At 28.2% G+C, this 15,435-nt stretch carries 14 protein-coding genes; all 14 read right to left on the reverse strand.

The genetic code is table 11. The annotated features are described in order from the left end of the window. Positions 1 to 3,837, reverse strand: a 3,837-nt coding sequence (locus tag L8U98_RS07200) for an inverse autotransporter beta domain-containing protein (protein ID WP_263737855.1), incomplete at its 3' end; no start/stop codon positions are given. 20 nt (positions 3,838 to 3,857) lie between these two features. Beyond that, positions 3,858 to 4,268, reverse strand: a complete 411-nt coding sequence (locus L8U98_RS07205) for a single-stranded DNA-binding protein (protein ID WP_263725386.1) — start codon at positions 4,266 to 4,268, stop codon at positions 3,858 to 3,860. Positions 4,269 to 4,280: 12 nt separating this feature from the next. After that, the gene (topB, locus tag L8U98_RS07210) at positions 4,281 to 6,311 is read right to left on the reverse strand and encodes a DNA topoisomerase III (RefSeq protein ID WP_263725385.1); all 2,031 of its coding nucleotides are present in this window, start codon (positions 6,309 to 6,311) and stop codon (positions 4,281 to 4,283) included. Positions 6,312 to 6,321: 10 nt separating this feature from the next. Beyond that, on the reverse strand, positions 6,322 to 6,990 hold the full coding sequence (locus L8U98_RS07215; RefSeq protein ID WP_263725384.1) for a hypothetical protein: 669 nt from the start codon (positions 6,988 to 6,990) through the stop codon (positions 6,322 to 6,324). Positions 6,991 to 7,236: 246 nt separating this feature from the next. Next, on the reverse strand, positions 7,237 to 7,941 hold the full coding sequence (locus L8U98_RS07220; RefSeq protein ID WP_263725383.1) for a hypothetical protein: 705 nt from the start codon (positions 7,939 to 7,941) through the stop codon (positions 7,237 to 7,239). Continuing rightward, positions 7,934 to 8,611: a TrbM/KikA/MpfK family conjugal transfer protein gene (locus L8U98_RS07225; RefSeq protein ID WP_263725382.1), complete on the reverse strand. Its 678-nt coding sequence runs from the start codon at positions 8,609 to 8,611 to the stop codon at positions 7,934 to 7,936. Before L8U98_RS07225 ends, L8U98_RS07220 begins: the two co-directional genes overlap by 8 nt. Continuing rightward, entirely contained in the window at positions 8,608 to 8,739 is a 132-nt protein-coding gene (locus tag L8U98_RS07230; RefSeq protein WP_256378939.1) for a hypothetical protein, read from the reverse strand. Before L8U98_RS07230 ends, L8U98_RS07225 begins: the two co-directional genes overlap by 4 nt. Further along, positions 8,732 to 9,169: a cag pathogenicity island Cag12 family protein gene (locus L8U98_RS07235; RefSeq protein ID WP_012662271.1), complete on the reverse strand. Its 438-nt coding sequence runs from the start codon at positions 9,167 to 9,169 to the stop codon at positions 8,732 to 8,734. Before L8U98_RS07235 ends, L8U98_RS07230 begins: the two co-directional genes overlap by 8 nt. Next, a complete protein-coding gene (locus L8U98_RS07240) occupies positions 9,153 to 10,949 on the reverse strand; it encodes a conjugal transfer protein TraG/VirD4 (protein ID WP_044599627.1) in 1,797 nt (598 codons plus the stop codon). The genes L8U98_RS07235 and L8U98_RS07240 overlap by 17 nt, the downstream gene beginning before the upstream one ends. Further along, on the reverse strand, positions 10,939 to 11,514 hold the full coding sequence (locus L8U98_RS07245) for a hypothetical protein (RefSeq protein WP_257395666.1): 576 nt from the start codon (positions 11,512 to 11,514) through the stop codon (positions 10,939 to 10,941). Before L8U98_RS07245 ends, L8U98_RS07240 begins: the two co-directional genes overlap by 11 nt. Continuing rightward, a complete protein-coding gene (virB11, locus tag L8U98_RS07250) occupies positions 11,504 to 12,505 on the reverse strand; it encodes a P-type DNA transfer ATPase VirB11 (protein WP_012662268.1) in 1,002 nt (333 codons plus the stop codon). Before virB11 ends, L8U98_RS07245 begins: the two co-directional genes overlap by 11 nt. Further along, entirely contained in the window at positions 12,505 to 13,680 is a 1,176-nt protein-coding gene (gene virB10 / locus L8U98_RS07255) for a type IV secretion system protein VirB10 (protein ID WP_263725381.1), read from the reverse strand. The genes virB11 and virB10 overlap by 1 nt, the downstream gene beginning before the upstream one ends. After that, a complete protein-coding gene (gene virB9 / locus L8U98_RS07260) occupies positions 13,677 to 14,612 on the reverse strand; it encodes a P-type conjugative transfer protein VirB9 (RefSeq protein ID WP_012662266.1) in 936 nt (311 codons plus the stop codon). The genes virB10 and virB9 overlap by 4 nt, the downstream gene beginning before the upstream one ends. Continuing rightward, the gene (locus tag L8U98_RS07265) at positions 14,609 to 15,277 is read right to left on the reverse strand and encodes a virB8 family protein (RefSeq protein WP_250324999.1); all 669 of its coding nucleotides are present in this window, start codon (positions 15,275 to 15,277) and stop codon (positions 14,609 to 14,611) included. Before L8U98_RS07265 ends, virB9 begins: the two co-directional genes overlap by 4 nt. Positions 15,278 to 15,435 lie beyond the last annotated feature (158 nt).

The following is a 15,435-nucleotide window of genomic DNA, read 5'->3' on the forward strand; positions in this document are numbered from 1 at the left end:
GTTATTAAAGGGTGATTTTCCTTGACCATTTAAATAAGCCTCGCCTTTAGCATTAAATTTGCTATCTTTTGAGGTAATTTCTCCATCTCCACTTAAAGTCCATTCTACACTTGCGTTTGGTTTTCCGCCTTTGACTGTTACTTTGAATGTTTCATCGCCTACAAGTTCAGTTTTATCACTTGAAATGCTTAATTTGTATTGATATAAATTAATATCATTCATAGTAAAAGTTTCTTTAGTATCCCCACTTTTAATATATTTAAATTGTGGTTTTATCTTTTTAATTTTAAAATCATTTATTTTGTGATAAGCAATTGTCGCTTCGCCTTTGTTATTTACTTGCACACTATCGCTTTTTGGTTTAATTACTCCATTTGTAATAGGTTCTATTATGCTATCAGGTAAAAGTCCTTTTACTAAAATTGAATAATCTGTATCATAATCTATTGTATTATTGTGTTTGCCATAAAGAGTAGAATTAAATACTGGATATGTTATTACTGGTGTGAAGGTTCTTAAATCATACACAATAGTTTTATTTGAATTTTTTCCTACACCTGAAGTAACAATTTTGATAGGAGTTTTAAATGGAGTTTTTGAAGTTAATAAGGCTTTAGCTTCTCCATTTTGATCAAAGCTTAATTCTTGATTGCTTAATGTGCCATCGCCAGTTAAATCCCATTCTACTTTTTCATTTGGCTTTCCTCCCGTAACTTTAACTTCAGTTTTATCTAAAACTAAATCTTTTGTAGGTAAGCCATTTTCATAAGCGTCAAGCTTATCTTTTTGACTATTCATTTCTAAAGAATATTGATAAAGTTTGATATTATCTTTAACTTCAATTTTATTTGCAAGACTTTGATTATAAATAGCTGTAATTTCTAAATTTTTAACATTATAATCTTTGATTGCTTCAAATACTACTTTACTTTCGCCTTTTTCATTTGAAGTAGTTTCTTTGTTATTACTAATTCTAATTTTCTTACCACTGTTGGTATCTTTAGCTATCCATTCTACTTTAGTATTTGGCATTAATCCAGTAAGTTTAACTTCAAACTCACTCACATAATCAATTGTTCCATTTTCAAATAAAGCATTTGTAACTGGGTGCTTGTGAGTTGGTAAAATCATAGTGGCTTTATAATTTTTAACCTCTAATTCTTTGATTTTTTCACTCACTAATTCATCATTAGTATTTTTAGCAAAGATTTTTACCTTACCATTATTTTCTAAGCCTACGATTTTAACTTTACTTTCGCCTTTATTATCTGCAATAAGTTGTAATTCTTTAGCAGTAGAGCTTTTATTTTCATTTTCTAAGATAAATAAAGCTTTATCCTCGCCCTCTAATCTCCACTTTACATTAGTTTTGTTTGGGCGTAAATTTTTATAAGTAGCAATTGCTATTTCTTTATTTCCTATGACTTCTTTATCAATACTTAAATCATTATCGTTATTACCAAATACCATAATTTGCACAGGTGCTTTAAACTCAACTCCATTAACACTAGCAATAACTTTAACTTCTTCTTTATCTTTCATCGTATCATCAGCTTTGTATTTGATAGTAGCATTACCATTGTTATCAGTTGTATCTGAAGTATTTGTTTTAATTAATTCGCCTTTGCCTATTAATTTCCAAACAACTTTTAAATTATTAGCTAAGTTTCCACCTGCTAAAGTGATAAGACTTTCTTCAAATCTTTCTATTTTTTCAGGATCTGCTTTAATTTTAAAATCAAGTTTTATAATTGAAATAGGAAATTTACCATTTGCTTCGCCAGCTACTGCATTTAAATCAGTTTTTGGAGTGCAAGAACGAATGATTTGCACATAAACTTTTCCGCTATTGTCTGTAATGTAATCAAAACCTTTTTCAAATACTACACAAGAATGAGTTGGTGTAACTCTCATAGGAGTATTTTTTACTACTTCATCAAAGCCATTTTTTAATAATATACAATGTTTATCATTACCTAAATCCCCACAATAAGAAATATGATACTTATTTGGAGTTGCTCTATATTCAAGAACCATAGAATAATCTCTATCAATAAATTGAGTTCTAGTGCCTTCAATAGTATTACTAATTCCTGCTAGTTTTGGTTCAAATGCTAATTTCATAGCTTTTTCATCAAGTGGTATGTTAATGTTTGCATTAATTGAAGTATTCTTTTTAGAACTCTCTGCACTTCTGCTATGACTTAAAGTAAAAGTTAATGCAGGGAATGGAGAATATGAAATTCCCCCTTCATATATTAATGGATTTTTCTCTAAATCATCAACGCTATTTGCTCCAAAAATACCTACTTTATCGCCATACCATTGTCCCATTTTTGCAAAAACTGAAACATTAATAAGAGAAGGAAAAGCATATTTTATTTTTGCGTCCCAGCCATTTGCAGGGCGTTCTTGCACATAATCTTTATCAAAATCATAGCTATCTATCCAGTTACTCAATCTTTGATAAACATTTGCATTAAATGCGAGTGTATCTAGCATGCTTTCAAAACCCAAAGACATTCTTTTATGCCCTCTGCTAAAATCATGATCATAGACTGAGTTTAGTCCTAACATAATATTACCTGAATTATTTAAAGCTGTTGCATTTGGATAATATCTTATACCCCCACCAAAGTGTCCTATGGTTCTATCATTAGCAAATTCGCCTATACCACTTTGTAAAAAATAAGATATTTTTGGATTATCTTCACTTACAATAGGTAAAAGTGCTTTAGCATTACCACTAAAACCGCTTCTTTCGTTGTAATTAAATGAAAAATCTGTATTAATAGAAGTATTTAATGAATCAATAAATTCTTTAGCTAGTTCATTTGCACTTGCATTTAAATAAGAACTTGCCATATTTTTTACAATTTCTTCTTTGCTCTTGCTATCTTCACTATCATAAATAGCACCAGCTGTTTGAATAACTTTCATTACTTTATTTGAAAATTCTTGATCTTCTTTGCTTAAATTATCATCTTTTTTACTATCATTTAAAGCTTCTTGTGTTTTTAAATTTTCATTATAATAGTTTGCATTTGTAGGGTTTTCAAGATAAACAGTTTCAAAAGGTTTTTTAATAATTTTTTTGTCTTTAAAATTAGTATGAGTGTGTTCTTTGATAACTTCTTTATCATAAAACTCAAGCCACTTAGCTGAAATATACTCTTCTTTATTAGCTAATTTAGCCCACTTAGTGCCTGTTTCATTAGTTATGATATTTTCAATATCTAATATTCTATTTTCTCTATAAATTTCTACTTGTTTGCTTTTTACATTTGGTTTTTCTCTTGAGATTATGCGATGAGCTTTTACTTTTGCTTTTCTTATAGTTTGTTCTTGAAAATTTGTATTATCTTCTTCGTTATTAATTTCTTTTAAATTATCATCAAGATTATTTTTTTCTTGAATTAGTTGTTCTTTTTTAGCAATTAATTCATTATTGTTTGAATTATTACTTAATTCTTTATCTATACTTCTGATTTCTTTGTTTATTTTTGCATATTTAGCATAGATTTCTTGCTCACTAAGTTCTTTGCTATCTTTTTCTTCTTTTATAATTTCACTAGCTTCATTAACTTGTGTTTCTTGTGATTGAATAGTGTTTGTGTTTTGGGTGCTTGAAGGTAAAATTTCATTATCAGTATTAGCTGATGAAATAATTTTTTTACTTAATATTTCAATCTCACTATCTACATTGTCAAAAATAATACTTGAATGTGTTTGATTTATTAAAGATGAACTTAATAAAAAAGACAACAAGATTTTTCTTAATATCCTTTTTTTTGGATATTTTGCTTTTAAAGATTTTTTATATATTACTGATTTCATTTTACCCTCTTTAGTTCTCATTAAAATGTTTCTTCTTCCATATTATCTGTTTGAGCAAAATTTTCAACAGAATTATCTTCTTTAGTTGCTTGGTGATCTATATTTTGCTTTTCTTTTTGATGAACAAATTCAAAATGATCAACTATAACTTGAAAACCAGTTCTTTTATTTTGATTTTCATCTTCATAAACTGAAGTAAAAATCCTTCCTTTGCATAAGAATTTATCTCCTTTTTTTAAGTAATTTGCTAAAGCATTTACCCTATTTGTTCCAAAAACAACCAAAGGAATCCAATCTGTGTGTTTTATTTCCTCATTTGCTTTTTTAGTAATAGTCGTAATTGCTAAACTATTTTTTGCTAAAAGTTCTTTTTTTCCTTGAGATACTTCCCAATCTTTACCAAGAAAACCACATAATACTACTTCATTCATTTTTTCATCTCCTTATTTTAATTTTGGCTTATTTTTTTCATCAAAACACATAAACTTACAACCATTTTTATACTCACTACATCCCCACCAATAAGTCCCTTTTGTGTTTTTTCTTCTTATTAAATAACCATTTTTACATTCAGGGCAACTATATTGTTTTTCTTTTGATAATTGTGAGAATTGATTCATACTCCCATTTTCTTTTATTTTCAAAATTTCACTATTAACCTCCTTTAATATATTTTGTAAGAAATCTTCTTTTTTTATTGTGCCTTGCTCAATCATTTTTTGTTGCTCAAACCATAAAGCAGTCATATCAGGGTATTTAAGAGTTTCAGGTGCTAAAGATATTAAGAGTCTTCCTTTTTTAGTAGATTTAACAACTTGTTTTTTATCTTTACTTACCTCAATATATCCTTGCTCAATTAAATTTTTAATATGAGTTGATCTAGTAGCAGGTGTTCCAATACCTCCATTTTCACCTTTTTTGTCTTTATCTTTTTCAATTAGTAATTTTTTTATTTTTTCATCTTTCACATATTTAGCAACACTATTTAAATCCTTTAATAAAGAATCCATCGTATAATAAGGACGCGGTTTTGTTTGCTTTTTCTCTATTTCAATATCTTTAATTTTGCAAACACTATTATTCTCTATTAGTGAAATGTCCAAATGATTATTAGTATCTTCATTGTCTTTTTCATCACTTTGCTTGAAAAATTTTCTAAAACCCTCGCTAATATTTTTGCTTTGAGAAGTGCCAAATACACTCTTATCATAAGTTTGTATCTCAAGATTTGTAACTTCATATTCTCTTGGTTTAAAAAACTGAATCACAAATCTTTTTGCTATTAAAATATAGATATTCTTTTCTTCTTCTTTTAAAAGCCCACAATCAAAATTGTTTTGAGTTGGTATTATTCCATAGTGAGCGGAAATATTTTTATCATTAAAAGCTTTGCTTTTAATGCTTAAATCACTCTTTTCAAGCAATAAACTTAAATCACTATCATTATTTTTTATATTTAATTTAATAGAATTTAAAATATTTGGAGCTTGTTCAAACATTGTTTCAGGTAAGTATTGACAATCTGATCTATTGTAAGTTATGGCTTTATATTTTTCTCTTAAATTTTGAGTGATTTCTAATGTTTTATCAGGTGAATAGCCATATAATTTAGCACACTCTGCTTGCAAAATTAAAAGACTATAAGGCAAAGGGGGATATTCTTTCTTTTTTTCTTTAAAAACACTAATTAACCCCGTTTTATTAATGTTGATTTCTTTTATTTGTTTAGCAATATTTTCATCGATAATCTTTTCTTCTGTTTTTAATCTTGCATTAAATACTTTTCCATTTATTTCAAATTTTCCTAGCAATGAATAATAATCTATGCTTTTAAAATTTTCATATTCATTATCTCTTGCTGTTATAAGCCCTAAAATTGGAGTCTGAACTCTTCCTAAAGTAAGAACTTCTCTAAAACCACTTTTTTGCTGTGCTACACTTGTATAAGCTCTTGTAAGATTAATACCTACAATCCAATCAGCCTGACTTCTTGCAAATCCTCTTTCACTCATTCCTTTAAATTGAGAATTCGGCTTCATTTTAGAAATTTCAACTTTAACTGCTTTTGGAGTTAAATCATTAATTAAAACTCTAAAAACAGGTTTTTTTGTTTTTGAATACTGAATAATTTCATCAATAAGAATTTGACCCTCATCATCTGCATCACCGCAATGAACAATACTATCTACTTGATCATTTTTAATCAATTTGCAGATAATTTCTAATTGTTTTTTGCTATTATTTATAGGAATATATTTAAATTCTTTAATGTCCAAAGGCAAATCATTTAAATTCCACAACTTCCATTTTTCATTATAAAATTCAGGTGTTGCTAATCTCAATATATGACCAAAAGCCCAAGTAATTAAATTATCGCCTTTTTGAACATAACCTTCAAATTTCTTAACATTACCATCTAAGCCTTCTGCAATTGCTCTACCAAGTTCAGGTTTTTCCGCTATAAACAATCTCATCTTTTACCTTTTATCTTTCGATATCTTTTTCTTTGCTTGGAACTTGAGTTTCTTGCTCTATTGTTTGTTCTTTAGAAAAACCATCTTGTTGTTTTGCTTTTTGCTCTTTCATTTCGGCTTCATTTTTTATTTCAAAACCAGTGCTTCTAACAATAGCTAGATAGCCATCACCTTTTTCAAGTTTAATCTTTTCTAGCTCTTCTTTAATTTCTTTATTAGTAAGCTTAATGTTTGTGTCAAGATAAAAACTTTTGCTACCATCTTGGTTTTGAAATTCGCTAATTCCAATTCCTTCAACTAAAGCTTTTCCAGCTTCTCTTTTATCGTTGATTGTGTAGTAAAATCTGTCAGTTTCTTCATTCCAGTTATTATTAATAAAGATATGATTATCTCTATTACTTCTTTCTTGCGGATCTGTTGGCAATAAAACAATGTTGAAATTTTCTTTATCTCTTCTTACAAAGTAATTTTTCCATTCATTATTTACTTTAAAAGAAGCTGTTACAGCTCCCTTATCCATTCCAACAACTTTTCCAGCCTCTTCTATCACATCAACTAAAGCGGTAGCAACTTGTCTTTGCTTAATTTCACCTGTTTGAGTGTCTTTATAGTTTAATGCGTTATTTACATCAACCATAAGTCTTGGATGATCTCCATTTGATAATCTTACAAATGCCATTTTTTCTCCTTAATAAAAATTTTTATGTTTTGTTTTTTGGTTTTTGGTTTGGGAATTTAAAAAAAATATATATAATTACATGTTCATTCACCTCCTTGTAGTGTGATATGAATGCCATTCTCATCTTTATTAAGAATGGTTTTGTTTTTTGGGAAGCTCAAAGTTAAGCTTTTGTCTTTATTTTCTTTTATAATGATAGAGCTTAACTTTTGGGCGTTTTGGGTTATTTTTTTATAATCTTCGTATTTAGTATACGATGAAAGAAAAAACTCCAAAAGAAAACCCAAATAAAACAAAAAACATCAATGAAACAATCATAGTTTGTTTGATATTTTTAGTTAGCTTCGAAAAAATTTTAGAAAAATCTAAAATTGCATTTTTTTCTTTTTCTAAAAACACTTTTAAAGTTTGATCATATGTTTGTAAGCTATCACTTAATCTAGCTTCGGTTTTTGACCTAAAATCCTTTAAATCATCATTACTTACTTTTAAAGCACTATTTAATGATTCAAGAAATGTATTATCAAAATTAACTAAAGAATTATCAAGTGCAGTTTTTAGTTCCATTGCTTTTTGACTAAATTCTTCTATTTCTAATTTTGAAAAAGATGAGTTCAAACTATCAAGTTCTGTTTTAATCAAAAGCGTTTTATTGATTATTTCCAATTCTTCTTGACTTGGGGGATTTTTAAAATACGAAATTAGAGAATCAATATTCATTTTAAGTTTATAAAAATTTTGCTCTAAATCTTTAAAAATTCCTTCTTTGGTATTCTCATCAAGAACATTATTTAAGCCTATATTGATAGTATTATTAATGATTTCTAAGATTTTTATCTGCTCATCAATAATTTCTTGATAGTTGCAAATTTTTACTTCATCAAGTAAAGAATTATTCATATCTTCTTGATCTATTTGCTCATCAAGTAAGCTTTGATTTTCTTCAGTCATTTTTTATCCAACATTTTTTATTAATAAAAATCTTTTTATAAAAAACCCATTTCCACTTAAAACCTACTCTCTCGCGATGTTTCTCTCTTAAATTATCAGGAAGTAAGTTATATTCTTGTTCAGAAATTTCTTTTAATTCATAACCTCTTTTCCAACTGACATCCTCTATAAAATTTTTAGAGCATATATACTCAAAACCTTGATAATCAGTATAAGAACTAGATTGCAATAGGTAACAAGATTGCGATAATTGTGGATTTATTCTATATCCATAATGCTCTATTTCTTCACATGATCCATCATCACATACTCTTTCTACCCATAAAAGTTTTTTTTCTACTCTTTTATTAAGTTCTTCCAAAGAACATTCACCATCTAAATGAGCTAAAATATCATTCTTATATTTAAGCATTTCAGTATCACTATTATCCACAGGGCAAAGATTTAAAAAAGCTTTTCTAGCATTAATTGTTTCCCAAGGTTTTTTAAACTTAATTGCAAAATATCTTGCAATTGCTGCATTACATTCAGGTGGTTTAATAGGCGAAACTAAACAAAGCATAGCTTCACAAGCATATCTAGTATCCCCACTTAAATAATCCAATTTTATAGCTTTTAAATTTGAGAACATAAACATAGCTAAAATTATTGATATCAATTTTATTTTCATTTTTTATTCTCCTTTTTTTTAATTTTTTTGGCTTCTTGTATCATTTTCTTTTCTACAATTTCATCTTGATTAATGGTTTTAATCACGGTTGGTTTAATCTCATTATTATCAAATAAAGAATTACTCATTTATCTCTCCATCTTTTGCATGAAAAAAAAGCATATTGATGGTATTTTTATCTCCCTTAATAATGCTTATAGGCTGTAAGATCATTTCTGCTTCAACACCATTTTTTTTAAAATACTCTTCATATTCTTGAATGATATTTTTTTCGCCTATTAAGATAATTCTTTTTGCATTATGAGCCAAAAGAAAAGTTTTTACTATTTGCTCATTAGTGAGCAAGCCTTCTTTATTTTTTGTAAGCTCTATTTGATAAATCCAGTCCATATTGCTTAACTTTGAATCTTTAGGAACAAATCTATATTTTTCCTCCAATAAAGAATTATTCAAGGTTAGCTTTGAACCGCCTTCAAGCTTTTTAGGTTTTGGTGCAGAACTTGCACATCCTATAAAAATTACACTTGCCAATAAAAGCAAACTAAGCGTTTTTTTCATTATTTTCTCCTGTTGTTGGTATTTGTATGCGACACTCTCCTCTTTGAAAAGCTCCTTTTAAGATATGTTCTTTAGGTATGCCTTTAATTTTTGCCAAAGTTGGAGAGACTTGTTTAAATTTATCAATAAAATATGGATCGTTATAATAAAAAGCTTTTTTACATAAAATAGGCTTTCCATTATCTATGGTAATAAGCTCATCTTCAAAAGACATTTCTCGAAGTTCTTGCGGAAGCATTAATGCCCTACTTGCTTCACTATAACTTGTAGATCCACCACTTGCCCCTACACTTCTTGATCTTGTTTTAAATGTAGTATTACCAAGTATTCTACTAATCTCCTCTGCATCTTCTTGCTCTCTTGGGGTATAAAAAATTTGACAAGCATGGTTAGTCAAAAGAGTTTTTGCTCCATCATCTCCATATCCATCAGGAGCAGGTGCTTTAAGTTGAGATTTTGATTGATAAATCATCAAAGAACGCATTAAATAACCTGCCATAAAACTTACTGCTGAAAGATATATAGGAATTTTTCTAGGTGCTGTAAATTCATCCATAAGCATTAAACAAGTATATTTAATTTGTGGATTTTGTTCAGGAAGTTCTTTTGTATTCAAAAGAATTAACTGCGACCAAAAAATATTCAATATAAATTTTGCATTAGTTAATTGATCAGGGGTTATACCTATATAAATAGTCATTTTCTTTTTGCGTAAATCTCTCAAATCAAAATCACTAGTTTGAGTAGAAAGTTTTAACACTTCTGCTTCAAAAGGAGTTAAAGGCTCGTTAAAAGAAGACATAACTCCTGATTTTGTATTATCACTTGAAATACTAAAATAAGTTTCTAACCTTCTTTTTGTGATATCTGAAAGCAGATCATCACAATTTGATAAGTACTTATAAGTATTATCAAATCCATTTATTTTTTTACCCTCATATTCAAAAGTAAAACCTTTTGAAAGTTGTAATATTCCAAAAAAACTAAATTCTGTTTTTAAGTTAAATGTTTCTAAAAAAAGTTTCCCATCTTCTTTTAAATTTAAATCTTTCCACAAATAACAAAGTCCTATAAATAGGTTTTGTGCAAGACCATTAAAGAATTGAGTTGTAGAATCCCCTTCTTTTGGATAAATGATATTTGCTAAATCCATTAACTGACTATCACAATTATCACTATCACTCATATCAATATAAGTTAAAGGGTTGTAACGATGAGTTCTTTTTGAAAATGGATTAAAAAGAAAAACATCTTGACCCAAAACTTCTTTTCTATATTTACTTGTAAAATCAAAACATTCTTGTTTTATATCCTGAACAACAGCACTCTCTTTCCAGTCCATTAAATTTGGTATTACAATACCAACCCCTTTACCACTTCTTGTTGGAGCTCCCAAAGCCACAAACTGAGGACCTTTAAATCTTAAAAATTTTCCCTTATATTTTCCGATGATTATTCCATTGTCTGAAAATAATTTCATTTTTTTAATTTCTGCTAAATTTGCAAATCTTGCCTCGCCAAATTGAGTTTTTTTGCTTTTAGCTATTAATGCTAAAAGCATTAAAACAATAACACTAAAACCAAACATACCAAAGAAAGAAATATAAGCTTTTGGGTAAGCATTTATTAATGCCTCAAAAGTGAATTTAAGATTGTAAAACCCAAGAATTCTTTTTAAGCTTACATCATTAAGATAAAACATCACAAAAGGACTTAAAAAATAAGCTATTAATAGTGAAAAAATACTTATAAAAACAAGCATTACAATCTTATCTTTCATTTTCTATTCCTTTTATTTTTGTAGAAAAGCTTTCTAATTTTTGTTTAAAATAATTAGAATTTTTTTCTTGTTTTAAAGATTTTTCTTCATAATAAGCTTTAACTTTTGGATTTTTAAATTCCATTCTCTTATTAAGATTTCTATCAGAATAAAAAGTTATAATAATTTCATCAGAGGGGGATAGTGGCGGGATGAGACCCTCCCCTTTGATCTTATCAGTAGCAACTCTAAAACGAATGCCTTCTTTATTTTCCCATTCATATACTTTTCCACCTCTTCCATCATCAAATGGTTCTTTAAAGACTTTCAAATATTCTCTTATAGAGTTACCAAGATTTAAAAGCTCTTCAATCTTTATTTCTCCTTCGCTTTCTTTTGCTAAATGTAATTTGATATGTTCAGCACCTCTTCCTTTGTCTCTTTTTGTGTTATGCCAACCCTTAACATAATGGACAACATAATCAATGATTGCCTCTTCAATAATCTCTAATTCTGTATTAATTGGAGTTGAGTTTTTATCGTTAAAACTCACATTATAAATTCCTCTTTTTTCTTTATTTGCCATTCTTCATCTCTTTAAAATATATTTGACTAATATGTCTTTTTCCATTATGAGCTCTAATATGGACAACTACATCAATAAGATTTTTAAGCATATCTTGTATTTTTTCAAAAGGTATTTTTTGACCTTGAGTATTTTGTAAAGTCATCAAAGCCAAACGCTCGAATGTTTCAGAAGTGCTTCCTGCATGGCAACTTGTAATGCTACCACCATGCCCACTAGAAAGAACATTGATAAAATCATAAGTTTCAGCACCTCTAAGCTCTGCCAATAAGATTCTATCAGGCTTCATTCTAAGACACGATTTTAAAAGAGTTGCAGAATTTAAAAAATCTTCATTTTTAGCTTCACTAGGATAAAAAAGTTGTACAAAATTTTTATGCTCATAAAATTTTATTTCTTCAACATCTTCTATAGTTATAATTCTTTGTTCTTTGGGAATAAAATCAATTAAAGTTTTCATAAAAGTTGTTTTACCGCTTCCTGTACCTCCTGCTATAATGATATTTTTTTCATACTCTACTGCTTTACAAATAAAATCTTTAAAATTTTTAGCTTCATAAAGCTTTTTCAACTCCTCATCCAAAGGATTTGTTATAAAATGATCAGTTTTTATTTCTTCAAAAAGACCACTTTTAACATGATCTTGTATTAAAAATCTTTTCTCACTTGGTTTTCTAATTGTAATTGAAATATGCTCTTTTTTAGTCGCTGGCGGAATTACTACCTGAACCCTTTCACCTCCATGTAATATACAAGAAAGGATAGGGCGTGATTCATCTATCTTATCTTCTTTAAAAGAAGCTAAAGAAGTAGCAAACGACTTAGAAGCTTCATAATCTAACTTACTTGTTTCTTCTTGCCATTTTCCATCATTAGTTTGTATGAAAATATTTTTTTTGCCGTTGTAGCATATTTCAGTTACGCTGGAATTAGCCAAATGTTTTCCAAAAAAATCATTAGCTAATTTTTCTAGGGTTCTTGAATTACTCATTAAAAGCCCTTTCTTTTTAATTGATAAACCTTAGAAAAATCAATATCTTTATTAACATATACACCTACTAAATCACCGTGATTTTTGTAAAGAGTTGGTTGGATATTAATCATTTTTTCTAAAGCAGTATTAGCTATTTCACGAGAAGTTTCTCTTGAATTTTCCGTATAATCAACGCTATTTTCTTTTTTATTAATAACTTGATTAGCTAAAATATTTAAAGAATCATCAATTATTGATAATAAAATAGCTGAACCAAAGCGTTTCATATAATGATGATCTACCCATCCTTGTATTCCACTTGCTCCAAGCTCATCAGTTGCACCTGAATAAACTGGTATAATAATATTATTAGGCGTTCTTATTTCTTGCCAAATAACAAAAAGCCTATCCATACCATCATTTAATTGTCCTGAACTAAAACTTCCTGTAATGGTGCTTCCTTTTTCAATTAAAAGAACATTGCCATTTGAAGAATAAACATCATTTGAAACAATACAAGCAATACCCCCTTTAATAGTGCTAACCAAACGAGTTTTTAAAGAACAACCTATATAAGTTCCTTTGGATAATAATAAATTTGGATCAAACTGACTAACACTAGCACTAGTTGGGGTAAAAACATCGCCGATAAAATCATTTGATCCATTAGATAATAAAGCATTATCTCCTTGCATAGGTTTAGAATTAAAAATATTATTTGAGCTTTCTTGTGTATTGTTTTCTTGTGCATTAAAAGCCCCACCATCACTACTACTACTTACCACAACTAACCCTGCACCTTTTACTATTCTTGGTTGTAAAGGTTTTGAGATAAACTCGAAAGGATTTTCTTTTGGAGTTACTTCAACGGGTTTTTCCTGTTCTCTTTCTTTCAATAACTCTTCAAAACTCTTTGTTTCTTCTTTAACAGGCTCTTCTTTTTGAGGTAAAATAAAATCTTTTAATTTCACACTACTAGCAATGTCTTTATTAACTTCTTTTGCTTGTGTATTTGCAGTATCATCACTACTACCAATAAAAGATTTTGCAAAGATATATGCAAAAATCAATAATATAAATACACAAGCAATAAAGAATACATAGATTTGAATTTTTTTAACATTAACGCTTTGTGCTTGCAACTCACTTTGTAAATCCATATCTTTTAATTCTTGTTTTTCTTGATTACTCATTGCTCATTTCCTAATAAAGATTGTTCTAGTAAAAGTGTTTTACTTGGATCGTTTATTACTCTTTGTATATTTTCATTAGAGGTTTCTCTAGTTTTATCTAAAGGATTTTTTCCATAGCCATTATTAAAAATTCCAACAACCTTATCTCCACTTCTTAGTAGAATTTGTTTTGCAATTTTTTGAACTACTAAAACATCATATTTTCCATCTTTTTTAATGTGAGTATTTAAGATCATTTCTTTGCCGTTTTCATATAAAAATACACTCGGAAATGTTTTTGTGTTATCAAAACCTAAGTAAGTAAAAACACCATCATCATAAGCATAATTTGGTGCTATATCTTCACTTCCTTTATTCGCTTTCATTAAAAAATCCCAGTTTCTAGGAACTATATTTTTATCAAGCTCTTCTCTTACAATTTTCTTTTCTAGCTCTTTTTTTATTTTATTCTCTTGCTTTAAGATTTTATCAGCGTGGCTAAAAGACAATTTATAAGTTGCTTGCTTGCTATCATTAGTTAGCAATAAATCAAAAATATAAGTTTTTAAATTAGTGGTAACAATTAAATTTGTTTTCCAGTCTTTTGGATTTGGATCAACAATCATCTCTTTTTGCTGACCTTGATTATAAGGATCATTTTCTACAAAAAGTCTAGTTTTATAAGCTTTTGGTTTAATAAATAAAAGATTTTTTTTCTCTATTAAATCCCAACCTTCAGAAAATCCTGTAGCGGTATTTATAATGACTTCTTCATCGCTAAATTCAATCATACTTACAAAACCATTTCTAGCTACCATTTTAAAAACATCTTTAGAGTTATACTCAGCATGTGCTACGCGTTGATCGTATTCTGATTTTTGCGGTTCATTTAATGCAAAAACAGGTAAAGCCAAAAATGAAAAAGAAAGGGCTAGGCTAATATTTTTTATCATCTTATTTCCTCATCAACTCTATAGTTAGTAACCTTAAAGCCAAGAGGGTTTAAAATTCTATTTTCTTCACTTGTTTTTGCTAGTAAAAAATCATACGCCAAAGTTATAACTTTAGTTGATTGCTGTGTGCTTTTTGTTACAGAATCTTTTTTAGTAATTAATGCTCTTATAGTAGAGGTTTTTACTCCATTGCTATTTCCAAGAACAATACTTAAAATCTTAACGCTTACTTCAACATTATCTTTATAAATTTGATCTAAAGCATTATCACCAGCATAGATAGCTCTATACTCATTTGCAACATTTTCATCACTCATTAATTGAGTAAGAACATAATCTTGATTTAAAAACTTATAATAATAACCTTCTCTAGCTTTTATATATTGAGAGATAAAGTATTTATCTAAAGCTTCAATAGAACTAATTTGCTCTTCTTGTAAGCTAGTAATAATATCCACCATACCAGTAGTATTATCCACTCTAATCACATAAGGTTCAGTAGTTTTTAATGGTGTTAAGAAAATTACAGCAATTACAGCAATAATTGATATTGCCATACTTATAAATGCAACTAACCAAGCTCTTTGATTTGATTTTTCAATCAAATATCTTACACTTGCTTCAAAATTCAAAGCATTAGAATTAATTTCATTTTGGTTTTTCAATTTTATGTTTAAAAGAAGTTAGTATAATTAAAAAGGGTGGAATGCCAAAGGGTGCCACCTTTGACATTCAATTTACCGCCCAGAAGGGAGGTGAGTTAAATGTTCAACATTATCCTTGTAATTATATTAGTTATGCTTTGCTTTGTCAAGGCATACTA

It is taken from the genome of Campylobacter sp. RKI_CA19_01128 (genome assembly GCF_025771175.1).
Lineage (GTDB): Bacteria > Campylobacterota > Campylobacteria > Campylobacterales > Campylobacteraceae > Campylobacter_D.